This window comes from Streptomyces sp. NPDC058335 (genome assembly GCF_042723915.1).
GTDB lineage: Bacteria > Actinomycetota > Actinomycetes > Streptomycetales > Streptomycetaceae > Streptomyces.
In genome coordinates this window covers 1-18,810 of sequence record NZ_JBHXHX010000027.1, presented here as the reverse complement: position 1 = coordinate 18,810, position 18,810 = coordinate 1, and the positions used below count along the sequence as shown (strand labels likewise).

Below are 18,810 nucleotides of genomic sequence, written 5' to 3'. Positions count from 1 at the left end.
GTACGAAGGACGACGAGTACAAGGACGAGGACAAGAAGGACGAGTACAAGGACGCCGGTGGTGAGCACGACAAGCCGAAGGGCGGCGTGCACACCGGTGGCGGCGGCCTTGCCCCCTCCGGCAGCCCGGCGGCCGCCGGCGGACTCGCGCTCCTGGCCGGACTGGGGGCAGGCGCGTACCTGCTGCGTCGGCGCATCGCCGGTGGCGCTGCCTGACTTTGAGGGCTGACGCGGGTTCAGCGTGCGGCAGGAAGCGTTCTGCTCCGCAGTCACGGTCGCACGCTGGACCGCGCCTGAGCTACGTGTATCCGCGTTTCGCTGACTGAGGTGCGCTGCGGCATGACGATCCGTTCATTGGTTCATTCGGGGAGATCCTGGCGGGCCGGTATGCCGCGGCGCCTTCTGCTGGCGGTCCTCACGCCGCTTGTCCTGATCGCGGTTGTGGTCGGCTGGGCGGGCCCGGCCGGCGAGTCCTCACTGCCTGCTCCAGCGCCCGCGGTGGGACTGCACGCGCCGTCCGTGCCGGAGCCCGGGGCCACGGCTGCGCCACACAGCCCGGTACTGCCCCGTTCGGCTCCCACGCGTCTGTTCATTCCGAGTATCGGGGTGGACGCGCCCTTCACCGATCTGGCCATCGGTTCCTCCGGCCGGCTGAACGCGCCACCGGCTGACGACACGAATCTTGTTGGCTGGTTCGCTGACGGTCCCTCGCCGGGGGAGCGTGGCACAGCGATCGTCGCCGGCCACCTCGATACCAAGACTGCGCCCGCTGTCTTCGCGGGCCTCAGCACCCTGACCCCGGGCCAGGAGATCCGCATCGACCGTGCAGACGGCAGGACCGTGACTTTCGTCGTCTATGCCGCTGAAAACTTCCCGCAGGACGACTTCCCGGATGACCTGGTCTATGCCGACACACCCGACGCCCAGCTACGCCTGATCACCTGCGGCGGTAGCTACGACCGGAGCAGGCAGCGATATATGGAAAACACCGTGGTCTTCGCCCGTCTCAAGAGCAGTGCTACCGATGGGTGAATGATTCGGAGGGTGTTCCGGCGGGTGCTTGCCGCGAACCCACACACCTATGGCCACCGTCCCCTGGTAGAGGTCGTCAACACCGGGGCCCTCTCAAGCGCCGCGACTTTCGAGCGGCGGCCGACAAGGGCGCCCAGCAGTCTCTCGCCAGCAGCGCGACCTCCACGTCCGAGAGCCGATACCCAGACCGCGGTAGAGCGCCACGTCGCCAGGGGGCTACTTGGCTACGGTGGCCGTGCCTCCGCCGCCGGTGTTCATGCCGCCGCGGGGGCCGGTGTAGTCCTGGTTCAGGGGGAGGGCGATGTCGAAGACCTGCCGGCCGGTGGGGAAGGTGCCGACGCGCTCGGCCCTGCCGTTGAGGATGTTGACGCGGTAGAAGCGGTAGGCGCCGCTCACCTTCAGGGCGGCGAAGCCCTGGTTCGTCCCGGCCTTGGGAGCGTAGTAGATGTCGAAGCCTGCGTTGGGTCCTGCGTTGACGCCGAGGCTGCCGGTGGGGGCGAGGGTGCCGGCGTTGGCCGGGGACTGCAGCGAGACTCGGTCGTTGACGGTGTCGACGTCGAACAGCGTTGTCGCGGTTGCGGGGTTGAGGTCGTTGTTGGTATGGCCGCCCCTGTTCCCGGCCCCGTGTGACGCCTCAGTTGCGGCCAGACCTGGCAGGGCCGTGCCCGGGGACTGGTCGTAGTCTGCTTCCCATGGCCGATACCCAGACACTTACGCCCCGTGAAGCCTTCGAGATGCTGCTGGACGGCAACCAGCGGTTCGTCGCCGGTGCGCCCGAGCACCCGAACCAGGACGCCGCGCGCCGTACCGAGGTTGTCCCGGCCCAGAATCCCTTCGCCGTGCTCTTCGGCTGCTCCGACTCCCGCCTGGCCGCCGAGATCATCTTCGACCGCGGGCTGGGCGACCTGTTCGTGGTCCGCACCGCCGGCCACGTCGCGGGACCGGAGGTGCTGGGCAGCATCGAGTACGGGGTGAGCGTGCTCGGCGCCCCGCTGGTCGTGGTGCTCGGCCACGACGCGTGCGGCGCGGTCGCAGCGACCCGCTCCGCCGTCGAGGACGGCACGCCGGCGGGCGGTTACGTGCGGGACGTGATCGAGCGGGTGACCCCCAGCGTGCTGGCCGCCCGCGCCGCCGGGCGCACCGAGGACGCCGATTTCATCGCCGAGCACATCCGGCACACCGTTCAACTGCTGCTGGACCGCTCCCGCGTCCTGGCGCAGGCGGTCGAAGCCGGACAGGCCGCCGTGGTGGGACTGTCGTACTGGCTGGCAGACGGAACGACCAGCCTGGTCACCGCCCGCGGCCTTGAGGTACCCGCCGCACACGCGGTGTCGTGACGCGGGGTGTTCAGCATTCCTGAAGGCCCGGCACGACCTTGCGCAATTCGGGGTCGGCGCGCATCCGATGGGCGCTGTGGCAGGGATCATCGAACGGCGTCGGCGCCGGTCACCTAAGAGGGCCGGGGCCCTGCGGCGCGGCGGAGCCGGTTGGCGATCGCCAGGCCCAGCCCCGCCTCCACCGGCAACGAAGCGACGATGAGGTCGCACAGGCGGCCATCGAAGCAGGGACCGCCACCACGGCGCGCGCCTTCACCGGGGCATCGGCGAGGGAGGGGGGAAGAAAGACGCCCACCTGGTGCCCCAGCTCCTGCGCGAGCTCGGCTTCGGCGACGACCTTCTCGGGCTCGACAAGGACAACCCGCGCCCGCGGTGCGTAGTGGGACGGATGCTGGCCCGGCACCCGCACGCGGCTCGTCGAAGGGACCACGAGCGGGCGGCCCAGCACTGCTTCGAGGTCCTCGCGCGTCACCCCGCCGGGCCGAAGGACGCTCGGAGCATCGCCTGTGACGTCGACGATGGTGGACTCGACGCCGACCTCGCAGGGGCCGCCGTCCAGCACGAAGTCGACGGCATCACCGAGCTCCGCGCGGACGTGGTTGGCCGTTGTGGGGCTGACTGAGCCGAAGCGGTTGGCGGACGGGGCCGCGACCCCGCCGCCGAAGGCCGACAGCAGTGCGAGTGCCACGGGGTGGTCGGGCATACGCACGGCCACTGTCTGAAGCCCACCAGTGGCTTCGAGGGGCACCCGGCGACCGCGCCGCAGGACCAGCGTCAGGGGTCCCGGCCAGAAGTGTTCGGCCAACAGGCGCGCTTTCGTGGGCACGTCCTCGACCCAGTCGCCCAGGTGCTCCGCGCCGCCGATGTGGACGATCAGGGGGTGGGAGGGCGGACGCCCCTTGACCTGACGTCGTCGAGAACAAGCTCCTGCGCGGCCCCACGGCCATCGCCGGGAACTGGCCGGGCCTGCCGGACTCCTTCACCCGAAGGATCGACGCGGCAGCTCCGCACGCCACCGACCGCCGAGCCGCACATTGGCAGTGGCTCGCCCCGATAGCCGGGCCCCTGACCGAAAGACCGCTCGCATCCGGACCGCGTGCCTGTCGTCCAGGACGGCACCGCCCACGAAACGTTAGATCCGCGCCCGCGTCACGGTCAGGGCGACCATGGGCCCGGCTATGAATTCGTCAAGGGCGACGTGGTAGCGCAGTGGAACTGCGGTTGTGCGCGGGCGGACACGCCCGGTGCCGTGCTTCCGGCCGGTGAGGACTGACAGTTTCTGTCCGACGCGGCTAGGGCAGTTTTGGGCGGCAGGCCTGAAAGGCGCGCAGTTCCCAGCCTCCCTCACTGCTGATCGCCAGTCCGGCTGTACGACGGACCGGCCGCCTTCGTCGTCACTGACTTGGAGGACTGTCCATGGGGACCGATCTGCCGGAGGTGAGCGCCCCCTGTGTGCCGGGAGCGTGGCCCGTCCTGGGGCACGCCCCGGCTCTGCTGCGAGATCCGTTGCGGTTCTTCGGGTCCTTGGCAGACCACGGTGAGATCATGCGGGTTCGTCTGGGGCCGGTCCCGGTCCATGCCCTCACCCACCCGGCCCTCGTCCACCAGGTGCTGGTCACCGAGGCGCATCTGTACGAGCGGGGGCGGCTTTTCGACAAGCTGTCGGGGATCGTCGGGCACGGTCTGCTGACCAGTTCGGGACCGCCGCACCGCGCCCAGCGCCGTATCGTGCAGCCCTTGTTTCAGCGGGAGCAGGTCGCCCGTCACCTGGGGGCGATGCGGGCTGCGGTCACGGAGGTCACTTCCTCGTGGAGGCCCGGGCAGTGTGTCGCGGTCGAGAGCGCCGGCAATGACATCGCCCTGCTCGCGGTCACCAACAGTCTGCTTCCGACTGGGACCGGCGGGCAGGTGGCGCAGGCGGTGAAGGAGAACCTGCCGGTGCTGATGCGGGCCCTCATCCTGCAGATCGCTCTTCCCGAATGGTGGACGCGTCTTCCCGTCCCCGGCAACCGGCGCGCCGGGCGGGCGGTTGCGAACCTGCGGGGGGCCATCGCCGAAGCCCTCACCCGCCACCGGACCGCCCCGTCCGGGGGAGGAGACTTCCTGTCGAGCCTGACGAGCGCACGGGATACATTGGGTAAGCCGCTGGACGACGAGGCGGTCATCGACCAGGCGCTGGCCCTGCTCGTCGCGGGCGTGGAGACCACCGGGTCCACGCTCGCCTGGGCCTTTCACGAACTGGCCCGACATCCGCACGCAGAGCGGCAGGTCCACGACGAGGCCGACACAGCGGCCGCGCAGGGGATCACCGATCCCAAGCAGTTACGCCGGCTCTCCTACACCACGTGGTTTCTGCAGGAGACGCTGCGCCTGCACACCCTCAGCTTCTTCATGCGCCGCACCCTGGAGCCCTGCGAACTCGGCGGGGCGCGCCTGGCGGCCGGCGCAGAGGTCGTCCTGAGCCCGCACGCCCTGCACCACGACCCCCGCTGGTACACCGACCCCGACACCTTCGACCCCGACCGCTGGAAGCCCGGCACCCCGGCCGTCCTCAAAGGCGCCTATCTTCCCTTCGGGTCGGGCGCGCACCGGTGCGTCGGCGAGCACTTCGCCTTCACCGAGATACTCACCGCCCTCACGATGATCTGCTCACGATGGCGGCTGCGGCACCTTCCCGGCACCCGCGTGCGCGAGATCCCCCGCATCGAGGTGCACCCCAGCACGTTCCACATGCTCCTCGAAGAACGATGACGACTGCTACCCCACCGCCAGCCCCGCCTCTGATCACCGGCACACGCCCACCGGGAGGACCAACACCCATGAACGGCCCCCGCATCGCGGCCTTCCAGCGGATCTACGACGGCATCAACGCAGACGACCTCGACGCCGCCGTCGCCAGCTACGCCCCCGACGTGCACTACGAGGAGACGAGCCTGTACTGGGACCTGCACAGCCGCCAGGAAGTACGGGACAGCTTCGGCCCCTGGTTCAGCTACGCGGCCCTGCGCGCGGAACTCGTCGACGGCATCGAAACCGAACACAGGGCAGCTGTCCAATGGCGGTTCTCCGGCGAGATCCGCGCCGCGCTGCCCGGCGTGTGGCCGGCCGAAGCCGTCGGCCGTCAGTTCTCCTTCCTCGGCACCACGATGGCCACCTTCAACGAGGAAGGACTCATCAGCCACGCCGTCGAAGTGTGGAACCTCGCCGAACTCCTCAAACAAGTCGGCTCCCTCCCAGCCTGACCCCTGACCCCTGACCCCTGACCCGTGACGGCGACAGGTCACTGCCGCGAAGCCGGCCAGCGTAGGCAGATCTGCAGCAGAAGCGAGGGGCAGGTCGGTGGCAGTGCGCTCCGACGGCGCCGGGTGGGTGATCTGCTGCGCGGTATGACCTATGCCTCGCCCGGGTGACATCACCCGGATACGACTCCCCGGCGGCAGGCGGTGCCGGTATCAACGACGGGTGATCAAAACTCTCGCGCGCAGCGCCGCCGCGTTCCTGCTGTCCCTGCCGCTCGGGGCCGCCGGCATGACGCCGGCGGCCGCTGACGAGCCGGCCGTGGTCGTCCTGCCGCTGGCCGAGGCCGTCCAGGCCCTGCCGGTGGCCGCGGAGACGCGGGAGGGCTACCAGCGCACCCGCTTCAAGCACTGGATCGACGCCGACCACGACTCCTGCTCCACCCGCGCGGAGGTCCTGATCGCGGAATCACGGATCGAGCCGGTCATCGAAGCGGGCTGCAAGGTGACAGCGGGACTGTGGTTCTCCTACTACGACGGCGCCACGCTCACCGATCCCCGCGGCCTGGACATCGACCACATGGTGCCCCTGGCCGAAGCCTGGGATTCCGGCGCCGCACAGTGGACGCCCGCCCGCCGCGAGGCCTACGCCAACGATCTGGACGCCGACCGCTCTCTGGTCGCGGTCACCGCCAGGACCAACCGCTCCAAGGCCGACCAGGATCCCGCCCAGTGGCTACCGCCACTGACGGATGCCCGCTGCACCTACGCCGCGGACTGGGTAGCCACCAAGCTGCGCTGGCGCCTGGCCGTCGACGAACCCGAACGCCAGGTGCTGGGGGAGCTGTCCGCAGGCTGCGGCCGCCAGACCCTCGAATACACCCCGGCCCCGTGACGAGACGGAACTGCCCCGCTACAGCCGCAGGAGGAGTGCGCCGACGGACTTCACCCCCCAGCCGTCGTCTCCAGCACACACCCACTAGCGATGTTTCTGTTCAGGCGAGTGCGCGGCCGGCTTCCGCGCACCCGGACCGGTCATGAAGTGATTCTCCCGTTGTTCCACCACTGTGAAAGGTAGTTCGTGTGAGCCGAGGTCTGATCGTCGTGGATGTGCAGAACGACTTCTGTGAAGGGGGCAGTGTCCCGGTCGCGGGCGGTGCGCGGATCGCGACGGCGATCGCCGAACTGGTCGAGCAGAGCCGGGGCCGCGAGTACGCGTACATCGTGGCCACCCGGGACCACCACATCGATCCGGGAAGTCACTTCTCCGACCATCCCGACTTTCAGGACAGCTTCCCCGTCCACTGCGTGGCAGGAGACGAGGGCGGCGACTTCCATCCGCACTTCGCCCCCGCCGTCACCGGCGGCCACGTCGACGCCGTCTTCTTCAAGGGCGCCCACAGCGCCTCCAAGAGCGGCTTCGAAGGCGCGGACGCGCAAGGGACCTCCCTGGCGGACTGGCTGCGCGCCCGCGAGGTGGACGAGGTCGACGTGGTGGGCATCGCTACAGATCACTGCGTGCGGGCCACCGCGCTGGACGCCGTCGCGGCGGGCTTTCGCGCACGGGTACGCCTCGACTACTCGGTCGGCGTCGCCCCGCACACGACGCAGTCCGCCCTGGACGACTTCCGCCAGGCAGGCGTCGCCGTATCCGGTGAAGTGCTTGCTAGCTAGGTTCTGGCAATCGTTGGCGTCCGCGCGGTGTGCCCCGCCGGAGCTGGTCGACGCGTGGCATCGAATGAACTGGCCGCTGCGCCCCGGAGGGGGACGCTGCTGTCACTGCGGCGGGACCGGCCTGGCCTGCCCGCTGTGGGAGCCGTTGTCAGCCGGCTACGACGTCGCGTAGTTCCCGTACAGCGCGCTCGTGGTGGTGCTGGGCGGGAATCGCCTGGAACAGGTCCAAGGCGCGGCGGCGGACCAGGCCGGTGCGGTAGCCGTCCGGCAGCGCTGTCAGGGCGGTGACGGTACGGCGGCACGCTTGCTCGGTGTCGCCGTCGTGGTGGGAACACGCTGCCGCGTCGATGTTCAGCAGGGTGCGCGTCATGGTGCTGGTCGGTGCGGACAGCTCCAGGGCGCGCTCTTGGCTGACGTGGGCGAGGCGGGTGTCCCCGAGCGTGGTGAAGGCGTGGCTGAGGTGGACGTGGTGCTTCTGCTCGCCGTATGTCAGCCAGGTGTCCGACCGCTCGGACTCAGGGAGCTGGTCCATGAGGGCGTCGGCGGCCTCGAGCGCGGCGCGGGCCTGCTCGCTCTGGTGGTTGAGGGCGTAGGCGCGGGCGGCGACCGCGGCCGCCAACACTGCTGCGGCGGTGGGCCGGTGCCCGGCGACGTGACGGGCCCGTTCGGCGAGGCTGGCCGCTGCCTTCGGGGCGCCGTAGTTGAGCGGGACCATCGCCTCGCGGGCGAGGACCCAGGCGTGCAGCTGGTCGTCGCCGGATTCGGCGGCGGCCCGGGCGGCGGTGGCGAACCAGGCGCGGGATTCCCGGCGGCTGCCCAGGTCGTGTAAGACGATCGCGGTCATCCCGGCCATCTGTCCGGCCGTGCGGCACAGCCGCGCCCGGACCGGGACGGGCTGCGGGACGGTGAGCAGCGGACGCAAAGTCGTGAAGTCGGTGACCAGGTCGGCCAGGACGCGGGTGGGCTGCTGCCCGTGGTAGCCGTACCCGTAGCTCTCGGCAGCGGCCTCCAGGTCGGCCAAATCCTGGGGCATGTCGGGGGAGAGGGTCTGGTCGACGTCGGTCCGGGCGGCGGTGAGCGCGGCGAGGGCCGGAGCGGTGAGGCCGGCGGCCAGCGCGCCGCGCAGCAGGTTGCGGCGCTTCATCGGGTCATCTCCATGCTGGGACTCCGTGCTGAGGACGGCGGTGTCTTCCCAGGGTTGCGCAGCAAGCCCCAGGAGGGCACCGGGAATGCGCAGTCCGCCGGCGATTCTCTCGACAGTTGCCAGCGCGGTGACAGCTGCGGTGCCCCGGGCGATCTGGCTGACGCGCTCGGATTTGAGCGCGCACGCCTCCGCGATCCGGTTGAAGGAGATCCCCGCGTCGTGGGCCATCGCGAACACCGTGGTGAAGTCCCGCTCGCGCAGGGCCCGGACGAACACGGGGTCGGCTAGCAGACGGCGCGGTACTTGGGCGGGTGACGGCGGTAAGTCGTCCACAAGTCTCCCTGAAAGCACGTGGAATGACAGTGCGTCAGCCCAACGACCATACCCACCGTGGGGGCCCCGTCACGGGGTTATCGCCAGGGTCCGCCGTGGCTGTACTGGAGGTGTTCGCGGCCGCGGCTGCCAAGGGCCCGGCCACCAACCCCGCAGGAGGATTCCATGCAGAGTCCCGCCACGCCCCCGCCCGCCACGTCCGGGCCGTCGACCGGCGGCCTGGTCCGCTCCCGCCGGGCGATCGTCGCCGCCCGGGGCCGCAACACCATCCCCTCGGACGGCGGCGGCACCGGCAAGAGCGACGGCAACGACTGACGGATCGGGAGCCCTGACGCGATGACGGATCTGTCCATCGCGGCGTGCCTGGGCGAGGACTTCCTCGCCCGGGCACTGCACCGCGAACACCGCCATGTACCCGGCACGCTCGATGTCGCCGGACTGATGACCTGGGACGACCTCAACCAGATCCTGGCCGCGCACCGGCTGGAGCCGCCGCGCATGCGGCTCTCCCGCGATGGAGAGACGCTGCTGGTCGGCGGCTACACCACACCGGTGGCCACGCGGCGGCACACGGTGTGGCACCGCCTCCACCCGGCCGAACTGCACGCCCGCCTCATCGAGGGCGCCTCGCTCGCCCTGGACAGCGTCGACGAACTCCACCCACCCCTCGCCCGCCTCTGCGAAGCGATCGAGCGCGACCTGCGCACCCGCGTGCAGGCGAACCTGTACGCCTCGTGGACCAGCACCGAGGGCTTCGGCGTTCACTGGGACGACCACGACACCGTCATCGTCCAGCTGGACGGCGCCGAAACGCTGGCGGATCTACGGCACGACCCGCCCGTTCCCGCTCTACCGCGACATCGAGGACCCCGGCGAGGCACCCACGGAGCCGATCGCTGACCTGGTCCTGTGGCCGGGCGATGTTCTGTACGTGCCGCGCGGCGTGTGGCACACGGTCTCCGCCGATCAGGGCGTCCGTTCCCTGCACGTCACCTGCGGCTTGCAGACCCACACCGCGACGGACCTGATGGCGTGGGTGTCCGAGCAGCTGCTCACGCACGAGGACTGGCGGCGCGACCTGCCGCTGCTCGCCGCGCCGGATGTTCAGGCCGACGCCGTGGACGGGATGCGCAAGCGGCTCGCCGAACTGCTGGACGACCCGATGCTGATCGCCCGCTACCGTGCCGCGATGGACGGGCAGGCCGTCGGCCGGATGGTGCCGAGCCTGCCGTACATCGACGGCCTCCCCGCCGACTCGGGCCTGCGGGTGCGGCTGACGACCGCCCGCGCGGTGCTGGAGGTCGGCGAGGACGTGGTGACGCTGTCCGCCGCTGGGAGCACGTTCGAGTTCGCCCCCGCAGCGGAGGCCGTACTGCGCCCTCTGGTCGACGGCCGCACCGTCGACCTGGCCACGCTCGCAGACACGGCCGGCCTCGTCCTGGAGGACGTCGTCGGGCTGGTCCAGGAGCTCGTTGCCGGGCAGGCCGCGACGGTGGGGAGCCTGCTGTGAGGGCACAGCTTGCTCTGGGTACCTACCGGTGCCGGGCGATAGCGGAGGCGGCCGTCCGTGCGGCCGCCTCCGGCGCGCAGTGGATCGACACTGCCCCCAACTACGCCACCGGCCGCGCTCATGACTTGCTGGCCCCGGCCCTGGCCGCCCATCCGTCCCTGCGGATCGCGACGAAGGCCGGATACTTCACCGCGGCAACCGGCGCCGACGCCGTGAACGCCGGTGTCCTCACCGAGGACCAGGCGGCGACCGGGCACAGCCTCGCCCCGGACTACGTGCGCTGGCAGATGGGCCGCAACCGCGAGCAGCTCGGGCGGGAGCGGCTGGACCTGGTCCTGCTGCACAACCCGGAGCGCGCCCACCCCGGCGACCGTCCCGCCTTGCACCGCGCGATGCGGGAGGCGTTCGTCGTCCTCGAGGAAGCCGTGGCAGCCGGACATGTGGCCGGGTACGGCATCGCCACGTGGGCGGGCCTGGAAGAGGAAGCGTTCTCGGTGGGGGAGGCGCTCGCCCTGGCCGCCGAAGCCGCGGGCGGCCGTCACCACCTGGTCGCGGTCCAGATGCCGGTGAGCCTGGTGATGATGACGCCGATCGTCCAGGCCCTTCACGGCCGGGGGCCCGCTCCCGGCCGCCGCCGGGGCGGGCCTGCGGGTGATGGCATCGGCGCCGCTGCACGGCGGCGAGCTCCCCGCCATGGTCGACCAGGAGCTCGCCGACCTCATCCGGCCGGGCCTGACCCCCGCACAGGCGTGCGTTCTGGCGGTCGCGTCATGCCCAGGAGTGACGGACGTCCTTGTGGCCGCCTCCGGTGCGCCACACTGGAGGCAGGCGGCCGAAGCCGTCGCCCAACCCTCGCTGACCGCCGCCAAGTTGCGGGAGATCACTGGTGTACTCGCCGCCCCCTGACCCGGACACCGAACAACGCATGCGCACCCACCACGCCCGCGCCGCCCAGGCCCTGGACGTACGAGTCGAGCCGGGCGGGGAATTCTGGGGTTGGGCCGGGCGCACCCTGGGTGCCCCGGCCCACACCGCCACGGTCTCCATAGCGGCCCGGAGTCCTCCCAGGTCACCACCGGCGTACGGCGTGGTCGGGCCGCTGACATCCCCGTTGCGACCCCCTTCGCCCATGCTGGCTGGAGTTGAGGATGAGGGAGGGCGGGATGGGCGGCGCGGACGCAGTCGGGGATCGGGGCGCGCTCAGCCGGTTGCGCGTCGGCGGGGCCGTCGCGCCCGGCCGTCGTCAGTGCGGCGGTGACGTCAGGCGGGGGACGTCGGCGGGGGAGAGATCGGGGCGGGCACGGTGCCAGCGTGCGGGATGCCGCCACCGGCCGGAGGCGTCGCGGGCGACGTCGACGCCGACTTCCACCACCAGCTCGGGTTCCACCAGCGTGACGTTCAGCTTTTCCTGGCTGCCCCACCCGGCGGAGAACGACCAGCCTGTCCACGGATGACCGCGCCGCCCCGCAGCGAGCAGACCGGCGACCGCCGCACCTGCCGCCTGGGGGAGGGCGGTGGTGCGGCCGACGTACTGAAGGCGGCCGTCGGTGTCGTACCTGCCGAGCAGCAGCGTGCGGGGAGCGGCCGGAGAGCCGGTGATCGCGCCGACGATCGCCTCGCTCGTCTCGCGGACCTTGTATTTCTGCCAGCCCCTCGCCGACGGGCGGTAGGCGTCGTCCAGCCTCTTGAAGACCAGGCCCTCCATCCCGACGGACGCCCACGTCAGCCACTCGCGCACGGTGTCGGCATCGGTGGTCGACGGGCACAGCGCCCACGGCGCCGACAGGCGGCGGGTGGCGAACACGGACTCCAGCGCGGCCCTGCGCCGCCGGTACGGCCAGGAGGTGGTGTCCGTCCCGGACAGCCGCAGCAGATCGAAAGCGACGAAGTGGGCCGGCCACTCCTGCGCCGCCCGGGCCGCCCCGGCACCACGCCGGGCAAGCCGGTTCTGCAACCGCTCGAACGCGAGGCGGCCCGCGGCGTCCCATACGACCAGCTCGCCGTCCAGCGCGGTCGCGTCCGGCAGTTGCACGGCTCCGGCCACCACCTCCGGAAACGCAGGCCCCATCTCAGTGCCGCGCTTCGAGCGCAGCGTCACCCGCCCCGCATCGACGGAGACCATGGCCCGGAACCCGTCCCACTTCGGCTCTCCCGCCCACCCCGGCGGCAGATCGGGCCTGGGCACTGGCGTGGTCAACATCGGTTCCGGCAGCGTCCATGTCACGTCCCATCCCTTCCACCCCGACTGTCCGCCACACGAGTGGCTGCGCACCGCCCGACGAGCGGGGGCACAACTCCGCTGGCAGACGAAGGGGCGGTCTGCCGGATGCCAGCAGACCGCCCCTTCGGCTTCAGTCGGTCAGGCCAGCGGCACGCTGCGGTCGGCGTGGACGACCGTTCCGTCGGCCAGCCCCACGTAGGGCCGCATCTGCGTGTACGGGATGCGCTGCTCCCGTTCTACCCGCCGCAGTTCATCGGCCCGGATCAGGAACCGCGCGGGAGGGGCACCGGGGGTGAGGACGTGGGGGAGCGGAGTTGCCCAGTTCTCGCCTCGCGTGACGAACATGCGCCGGTCACCGGGGAGCTCGATGCCCCAGCTGGTGATGGCGATCGGCTGGTCACCGGTGTTGACCGCCTCGACGCTGACGAAATGATCGCCCAGGTCCTGACTGCCGTCGGGCAGGTCGTAGACAGGGATGGAGTTGGAGACCTGGAGGACGACCCGGGGGCCTATGGGAGCGGGCAGGTAGCTCGCGATGTTGAAGCGGTTCTCCTGCTGGTTGTGGTTTCCGACCTGCAGAGCGGCGGGCCCGTTGAAGGTGTTGCCGACCACACCCTGGCGGGCCGTGAATTCCTGCTGCTCAGCCACGAGTGCCTGGAGCTCGGCCGCGACCTGCTGCTGCTCGGAGGCCTCCAGGTTCTCCAGGAGCGACTCGAAACGGGTCTGCCACGATGCCTCCTGGCGCAGGTGCGCGCGCTCCGCATCGCCAGTGGCATCGGCTTCTTCCAGGGCCTGCGCGGTCCGGTCCAGGCGGTCCAGCTCTGCTCGCTCGCGCTGAGTGTCTCCGCGTCCCAGGAGACGGGCTACGCGTTGCCGCAGACCGGTCCATGCGTCGGTGCCGGCGGCTTGGACGACGGCGGCACCGCCCGCTCCGGCCACGGCCATGAGTGCTTCGGTGAGCATGTGCCAATCCTTTGGTCCGGGGAAAGCCGACCCCTCAGGCCGCGGCGCTGAGGCTGGCCACCAGTGTCCTCGGCACCACTGACAACAGGACCCTGGTCAGCGGTGCCAGCCTCAGGTTCACGAGGGCCGCGGGCGCAGCCTTTCTGCGTTCCGTCGTGTCCACGGCAGTCGTACGAGCCGGTGTCGGGGGCGTGGCCCGGACCGGCCAAGGAGTACGTCATGCCGAAGAACCAGTCCACCGCCGCGCAGTCCGCACGCAGGGCGAGCCGGAGCGGGGGCAAGTACACCGAGGCCCTGCGCCGCGCGGGGGCCGGCGATGCGCCGCACGCACCTCATGTCCTGCGGTTCCTGGCGGAGCGCTCGGGCAACCTCTACTACCTGGTCGGCGGGATCGCGGCGGCCTGGGCGTACAGCGGACAGCGGGTGCTGCTCCTCGAGGAAGCCGAGGACTACTGGCGCTGGAGCATGAGCGGCGCGCGTCGCAGCCGGGGCCGCCGCAAGAAGGAGATCGAGCCGGCCACCCCGCCGGAGCCGACGACCAGCACGCTGTGGGCCTCGTCGGACGGCCCCGGCCTCCTGACCCGCCACACCTGCATGTGGGAGGCCCGCCACCCCGCACAGGAGAGCGACCGCGGCTTCTGATGCCGGGTGATCAGCGGCGGTGCAGGGGCAGCGGCTGGCCCATGTGCCGACGAGCATAGGGGCGGCCGTGGCGTGATCACGCATTGTTCGTGACGACAAACGAAGGTCATGCGTCGGCCGCTGAAGGTCAGCGCAGACGCCAGAGGTTGGCTGGAGGAGCAGGCCGCGCACATCCACGGTCAGGCCCTGTTTACGGCCCGGCGCCGGCAGTGCAGGGTACGGCGGGACGGGTCCAGTTCCCGACCCGAGACTGGACCCGTGCGGTTTAGGCGGCCAGGACAGGTTCGCCGCTCAGTGCGACACCGGCGCGGCGCAGCTCGTCAAGTGCGGTGCGCGTGGTGTCGGCGGCGACGCCGGCGGTGTAGTCGAGCAGGACCCGCACGGTGAAGCCCGCGCGCACTCCGTCCAGTGCAGTGGCCTTCACGCAGTGATCGGTCGCGATGCCGACGACATCGAGGTCGGTGACGTCGCGGGCCTTGAGCCAGTCGGCCAACGTCGTACCGTCCTGGGTGAAGCCCTCGAAACCGCTCTTCGAGGCGGAGTGCGCGCCCTTGAAGACGACTTCGTCGACGTGCCCGGAGTTGACGGCGGGCGCGAAGTCCGGATGGAACTCGCCGCCTTCACTGCCGACGACGCAATGCACGGGGAACGAGTCCTGGAAGTCGGGGTTGTCGGAGAAGTGGGCGCCCGGGTCGATGTGGTGGTCACGGGTGGCGACGACGAAGGCGTACTGCCCGTCGGCATGCCCGGCCAGCTCGGCGATGGCGGCGGCCCGGCCCGCGCCGCCCTTCACCGGGATGCTGCCGCCCTCGCAGAAGTCCTTCTGCACATCGACGATGATCAGCGCACGACGCATGGAGAAGCCCTTTCCCTCGGATGAACCGCTCCTGGATGGTCGCCCTTGCGTCAGCTGGCGTGCGCGCCACTCACCGGTCGTTCACTCAAACGTGCGCGGCGCGCACGCTGAACAAGGCGCAGCGCCCTCTCCTGGGCTGCCGTGAGACGGCCGAGTTCGACCGTGGCCGAGACAGGCGGTCGGTACGGAAGCCGGTGAGGACGAGGACTGATCGACGAAGTCCCAGGCGGATACCCGGCTCACCGAATTCGTCCACGGTTTCGGAACCGGGCTCCTGGTGCCCGACGGAGGCGGGGTGAAAACGGTGTGCTCCACGGATTCACCGGATGGTGTCGATAAGCCACCGTTTTACCGTTTCGCCGTTCTTTCTCGCTGATGCTGGGGGTGCGGCCGTCGCCTTGCGGGGGAACGTTGTCTGTCGTTTTGGCATGTCCGGTCGCACGCATCATCCGACCAACAGAGAGGAGTCATCGTGCATTTGACTCCGCATGAGCAGGAGCGCTTGCTGATCTATGTCGCGGCCGACGTAGCAGCCAGGCGTCGTGACCGGGGGCTGCTTCTCAACTACCCCGAGGCCATGGCTCTGCTGACGGCTCACGCCCTTGAGGCGGCGCGCGACGGTAAGACGGTCAGCGACGTCATGGACTCGGGCCGGCAGTTGCTCACCCGCGCCGACCTGATGACCGGCGTTCCGGAGATGATCGACGTCGTTCAGGTGGAGGCCACCTTCCCGGACGGCACCAAGCTGGTGACGATCCACGACCCCATCCCGGACGCCGCGGTGAAGGCCGAAGGCCAGGTTCACCCGGGCAGGATTGAGCACCCCAAGCCGCCGCGCAAGCCGAATTGCCCGGGCGGCCGCGACACCGGCTCGCACTGCTGTTGCGACAAGTGCGAGTACGAGGCGGCCTGGACCGACCCGATCGAGTTCAACAAGAACCTGCAGGACGACAAGACGAAGATCAGGGTCAAGAACACCTCCGACCGTCCCATCCAGGTCGGCTCCCACTACCACTTCGCCGAGGTCAACCCCGGCCTCACGGTGGTGGAGATCCGCAAGGGCACGCCCCCGGCCGAGCCATTTCACTGGGAGCCCTCCGACCTACTTCTCAAAGATTGCGACGAGGCGAAGGGGCGGCGGCTCAACATCGCCGCGGGCAAGTCCGTGCGCTTCGAGCCAGGAGACGAGTGCGTCGTGGAGCTGGTGAAGTTTCAGGGCTCAGCCGCGGCTGACACCGACCAGATTCACGGACTGCGCAAGGGGAAGGTCGAGAAATGACAGACGAGCCGGCGTCGGGCCAGAACGGTCCGCATCACGAGAAGAAGCCGGGCAACGTGCTGAAGCGGACGGACTACGCCGCTCTGTACGGGCCCACCACCAGGGACCGTGTCCGCCTGGCCGACACCGACCTCGTCGTCGAGATCGAAGCCGACTGGGCCGGCGGGCCGGACCACAGCGGCAACGAGATGGTCTGGGGCGGCGGGAAGATGGCCCGGGAGTCGATGGGCATGTCCCACTACGACTCGCGTGGCAAGGGCCCGGACGCCCCGGAGGACCAGCCCGACAACCCGGCTTACATCCCCGTGGACACCGTCATCACGGGAGCGCTGATCCTCGACTGGTGGGGTGTGGTCAAGGCCGACGTCGGCATCAAGGACGGCAACATCTATGCCATCGGCAAGGCGTACAACCCCGAGACGATGAACCCGAGGGACTTCCGGGGGCTCGATGTTGAGCTCACTCGTAAACAGGCGCTGGATGACGTCCCACCGCCGTGGAAACCGAAGAACTTCGTGGTCGGACCGGGCACCGAGGTCATCTCCGGCAATGGCCGGATCCTCACCGCGGGCGGTGTGGACACCCACGTCCACTTCATCTGTCCCGATGAGATCCACGAGGCCCTGGCCTCGGGCGTGACCACGCTCATCGGCGGCGGCACCGGCCCCGCCGAGGCCAGCGCGTCCACCACCGTGACCCCGGGCGCGTGGCACATCACCCGGCTCTTCGAGGCCCTGGACGAGTTCCCGGTCAACATCGGACTGCTCGGCAAGGGCAGCACGATGAACACCGCTGCGCTGCAGGAGCAGTTGGAGGCCGGTGTCATCGGCCTCAAGGTGCACGAGGACTGGGGTGCCACACCCGCGGTGATCGACAAGGCACTGGACTTCTGCGACGCCAACGGGATCCAGGTCGCCCTGCACGCCGACTCGCTCAACGAGGCCGGTTTCCTGGAGAGCACCAGGGACGCCATCGCCGGCCGTTCCGTTCACATCTTCCACATCGAGGGCGCCGGAGGAGGCCACGCCCCGGACATGATCGAGCTGGCCAAGGAGCCGTACGTCCTGCCCGCCTCGACCAACCCCACCCGGCCCTTGACGGTGAACACCGTCAAGGAGCACATCGACATGCTGATGGTGGCCCACCACCTCAACCCGGACATTCCGGAGGACATGGCCTTCGCGGATTCCCGCATCCGGCCGTCCACCATGGCGGCGGAGGACCTGCTCCACGACATGGGCGTCATCTCGATGATGTCCTCGGACGCCCAGGCGATGGGGCGCATCGGCGAGATGATCATGCGCACCTGGCAGACCGCGCACGTCATGAAGGGCCGCTACGGCACACTGCCTGAAGACCGGGCGTACGCGAAGATCCGAACGATCGCAGTCGATATCAATCCCGAGAACACCAAAGACCGGGCCAAAGTACCGAATCAGGGTGAAGGGGATCATTCGTTCCAGGAGGATTCAAAGGGGAATCCAGAGGTGCGGCTGCCGAACGACAACTACCGGTCGCGCAGGTACATCGCCAAGTACACGATCAACCCGGCGCTCGCGCACGGCATCGCCTGGCGCGTGGGCTCCGTCGAGCCGACGAAGATGGCGGACCTGGTGTTGTGGGAGCCGAAGTTCTTCGGCGTCAAGCCGCACAGGATCCTCAAGGGCGGCCAGATCGCCTACGCGCAGACCGGCGACGCCAATGGCTCGATCACGACACCGCAGCCCTACCTGCCGCGGCCGGTCTGGGGCTCCACCGGCCACGCCCCGGGGAGCAACTCGGTGAACTTCGCCGCCCCGAAGCAGGCCTGCAAGCTGAACCTGCGATTCGGCACCACCCAGAGCAGCAGGGATGCTACGGCAGCCAAGGACGCTGCGAAAGCTCTGGGCGCTGCGGCCGCTGCGGCTGAAGAGGTCTTTAAGGCCGCAGAGGCTGCTAAGACCAATGCGAAGAATGAGGTCAAAGCGGCCGCTGCGGTCCTTAAGGCCGCTAAGGACGACAAGACCCATACGAAGACTGCGGCCGATGAAGCCGAAGCGGCCGACGAAGCTGACAAGGCCCTCAAGGCCGCTGCGGCCGCTGCGGCTGAAAAGGCTTTCCAGGCCGCCCAGGAGGCCCATGCCGCTGCGGAGGCCAAGCTCGATCAGGCCGGCCAGGCAGTCGCTGCCGCCATGAAGGCCAAGGAAGCCGCGGATGATCTGGCCGGTGTGGCCAAGCAGGCCGCTAAGGCCGCTCGGGCCGCCCAGGCCGCTCAGGGCGCGGTGGGAACGGTTGGTCTCAACAAGAAGTTCGTCGAGATCACGGACACCCGGGGTGTCATGAAGAAGGACATGCTGCTGAACAACAAGGTGGCCAAGGCCAAGGCGGTTGACCCGGCCAAGGCCAAGGTTGATGACCCGGACAAGGACGAGGTTGATGACCCGGACAAGGGGGTTGACCTCGAGGTCGACCACAACACCTTCGAGGTCACCATCGGCGGCGCGACGACCGGGGACTCCCGCACCGAAATCAACGGTGTGACCGTGCCGCGCGCCTATGTCAGCGAACTGCCCATGGCGCAGCGGTACTTCCTCTTCTGATCCGG

16 protein-coding genes and 6 pseudogenes are annotated in these 18,810 nt (G+C 69.8%); 16 read left to right on the top strand and 6 right to left on the bottom strand.

Translation table 11 applies throughout. The features are described from left to right. Positions 1 to 215, top strand: a pseudogene (locus ACFWJX_RS36180) (hypothetical protein); the annotation flags it as partial. Positions 216 to 338: 123 nt separating this feature from the next. Continuing rightward, on the top strand, positions 339 to 1,031 hold the full coding sequence (locus ACFWJX_RS36175) for a class F sortase (protein WP_383250647.1): 693 nt from the start codon (positions 339 to 341) through the stop codon (positions 1,029 to 1,031). Between the two features lie 216 nt (positions 1,032 to 1,247). On the opposite strand, the pseudogene ACFWJX_RS36170 reads toward ACFWJX_RS36175, so the two are convergent. Continuing rightward, positions 1,248 to 1,634: pseudogene (locus tag ACFWJX_RS36170) on the bottom strand (DUF4394 domain-containing protein); the annotation flags it as partial. An 89-nt stretch (positions 1,635 to 1,723) separates the two neighbouring features. On the opposite strand from ACFWJX_RS36170, the gene ACFWJX_RS36165 reads away from it, so the two are divergent. Beyond that, positions 1,724 to 2,368, top strand: a complete 645-nt coding sequence (locus ACFWJX_RS36165) for a carbonic anhydrase (protein ID WP_383250645.1) — start codon at positions 1,724 to 1,726, stop codon at positions 2,366 to 2,368. Positions 2,369 to 2,481: 113 nt separating this feature from the next. Here ACFWJX_RS36165 and ACFWJX_RS36160 read toward each other — a convergent pair. After that, positions 2,482 to 3,293 (bottom strand): annotated as a pseudogene (locus ACFWJX_RS36160) (L-threonylcarbamoyladenylate synthase); the annotation flags it as partial. A 491-nt stretch (positions 3,294 to 3,784) separates the two neighbouring features. On the opposite strand from ACFWJX_RS36160, the gene ACFWJX_RS36155 reads away from it, so the two are divergent. The 4 genes from ACFWJX_RS36155 (at position 3,785) to ACFWJX_RS36140 (ending at position 7,278) form a co-directional block, all read left to right on the top strand. Then, entirely contained in the window at positions 3,785 to 5,119 is a 1,335-nt protein-coding gene (locus ACFWJX_RS36155; protein WP_383250643.1) for a cytochrome P450, read from the top strand. 68 nt (positions 5,120 to 5,187) lie between these two features. After that, a complete protein-coding gene (locus tag ACFWJX_RS36150) occupies positions 5,188 to 5,610 on the top strand; it encodes a nuclear transport factor 2 family protein (RefSeq protein WP_383250641.1) in 423 nt (140 codons plus the stop codon). A 220-nt stretch (positions 5,611 to 5,830) separates the two neighbouring features. Then, the gene (locus ACFWJX_RS36145; RefSeq protein ID WP_383250639.1) at positions 5,831 to 6,499 is read left to right on the top strand and encodes an HNH endonuclease family protein; all 669 of its coding nucleotides are present in this window, start codon (positions 5,831 to 5,833) and stop codon (positions 6,497 to 6,499) included. Between the two features lie 188 nt (positions 6,500 to 6,687). Further along, entirely contained in the window at positions 6,688 to 7,278 is a 591-nt protein-coding gene (locus tag ACFWJX_RS36140) for an isochorismatase family protein (RefSeq protein WP_383250637.1), read from the top strand. 148 nt (positions 7,279 to 7,426) lie between these two features. Here the strand turns inward: ACFWJX_RS36140 and ACFWJX_RS36135 are convergent, their stop codons facing one another. Next, on the bottom strand, positions 7,427 to 8,755 hold the full coding sequence (locus tag ACFWJX_RS36135) for a hypothetical protein (RefSeq protein ID WP_383250635.1): 1,329 nt from the start codon (positions 8,753 to 8,755) through the stop codon (positions 7,427 to 7,429). Positions 8,756 to 8,920: 165 nt separating this feature from the next. On the opposite strand from ACFWJX_RS36135, the gene ACFWJX_RS36130 reads away from it, so the two are divergent. The 5 genes and pseudogenes from ACFWJX_RS36130 to ACFWJX_RS36110 all read left to right on the top strand — a co-directional run bounded on the left by ACFWJX_RS36130 (position 8,921) and on the right by ACFWJX_RS36110 (position 11,171). Then, positions 8,921 to 9,070 (top strand): hypothetical protein, encoded by a 150-nt coding sequence (locus tag ACFWJX_RS36130; RefSeq protein WP_383250634.1) that lies wholly within the window; start codon positions 8,921 to 8,923, stop codon positions 9,068 to 9,070. 21 nt (positions 9,071 to 9,091) lie between these two features. Continuing rightward, positions 9,092 to 9,655 carry a JmjC domain-containing protein gene (locus ACFWJX_RS36125; RefSeq protein WP_383250632.1) on the top strand — a complete coding sequence of 188 codons (564 nt, stop codon included), beginning with the start codon at positions 9,092 to 9,094 and terminating at the stop codon, positions 9,653 to 9,655. After that, entirely contained in the window at positions 9,576 to 10,265 is a 690-nt protein-coding gene (locus tag ACFWJX_RS36120; protein ID WP_383250781.1) for a winged helix domain-containing protein, read from the top strand. Before ACFWJX_RS36125 ends, ACFWJX_RS36120 begins: the two co-directional genes overlap by 80 nt. Next, positions 10,262 to 10,783 (top strand): annotated as a pseudogene (locus ACFWJX_RS36115) (aldo/keto reductase); the annotation flags it as partial. The gene ACFWJX_RS36120 and the pseudogene ACFWJX_RS36115, both read left to right, overlap by 4 nt. 136 nt (positions 10,784 to 10,919) lie before the next feature. After that, complete coding sequence (locus ACFWJX_RS36110) at positions 10,920 to 11,171, top strand: hypothetical protein (RefSeq protein WP_383250795.1); 252 nt, start codon at positions 10,920 to 10,922, stop codon at positions 11,169 to 11,171. Positions 11,172 to 11,508: 337 nt separating this feature from the next. Here ACFWJX_RS36110 and ACFWJX_RS36105 read toward each other — a convergent pair whose 3' ends face one another. Together ACFWJX_RS36105 and ACFWJX_RS36100 are read right to left on the bottom strand one after the other, a co-directional pair. Continuing rightward, entirely contained in the window at positions 11,509 to 12,465 is a 957-nt protein-coding gene (locus tag ACFWJX_RS36105; protein ID WP_383250630.1) for an ATP-dependent DNA ligase, read from the bottom strand. 159 nt (positions 12,466 to 12,624) lie between these two features. Beyond that, a complete protein-coding gene (locus ACFWJX_RS36100) occupies positions 12,625 to 13,449 on the bottom strand; it encodes a hypothetical protein (protein ID WP_383250628.1) in 825 nt (274 codons plus the stop codon). A 219-nt stretch (positions 13,450 to 13,668) separates the two neighbouring features. On the opposite strand from ACFWJX_RS36100, the gene ACFWJX_RS36095 reads away from it, so the two are divergent. Further along, positions 13,669 to 14,091 carry a hypothetical protein gene (locus ACFWJX_RS36095; protein ID WP_383250626.1) on the top strand — a complete coding sequence of 141 codons (423 nt, stop codon included), beginning with the start codon at positions 13,669 to 13,671 and terminating at the stop codon, positions 14,089 to 14,091. Between the two features lie 265 nt (positions 14,092 to 14,356). Here the strand turns inward: ACFWJX_RS36095 and ACFWJX_RS36090 are convergent, their stop codons facing one another. Continuing rightward, the gene (locus ACFWJX_RS36090) at positions 14,357 to 14,947 is read right to left on the bottom strand and encodes an isochorismatase family protein (RefSeq protein ID WP_383250624.1); all 591 of its coding nucleotides are present in this window, start codon (positions 14,945 to 14,947) and stop codon (positions 14,357 to 14,359) included. Between the two features lie 472 nt (positions 14,948 to 15,419). Between ACFWJX_RS36090 and ACFWJX_RS36085 the strand changes: the two are divergent. The 3 genes and pseudogenes from ACFWJX_RS36085 to ACFWJX_RS36075 form a co-directional block, all read left to right on the top strand. Beyond that, positions 15,420 to 15,716, top strand: a pseudogene (locus ACFWJX_RS36085) (urease subunit gamma); the annotation flags it as partial. Then, on the top strand, positions 15,696 to 16,226 hold the full coding sequence (locus ACFWJX_RS36080; protein WP_383250779.1) for an urease subunit beta: 531 nt from the start codon (positions 15,696 to 15,698) through the stop codon (positions 16,224 to 16,226). The pseudogene ACFWJX_RS36085 and the gene ACFWJX_RS36080, both read left to right, overlap by 21 nt. Then, a pseudogene (locus tag ACFWJX_RS36075) lies at positions 16,223 to 18,022 on the top strand (urease subunit alpha); the annotation flags it as partial. The gene ACFWJX_RS36080 and the pseudogene ACFWJX_RS36075, both read left to right, overlap by 4 nt. Between the last annotated feature and the right edge of the window lie 788 nt (positions 18,023 to 18,810).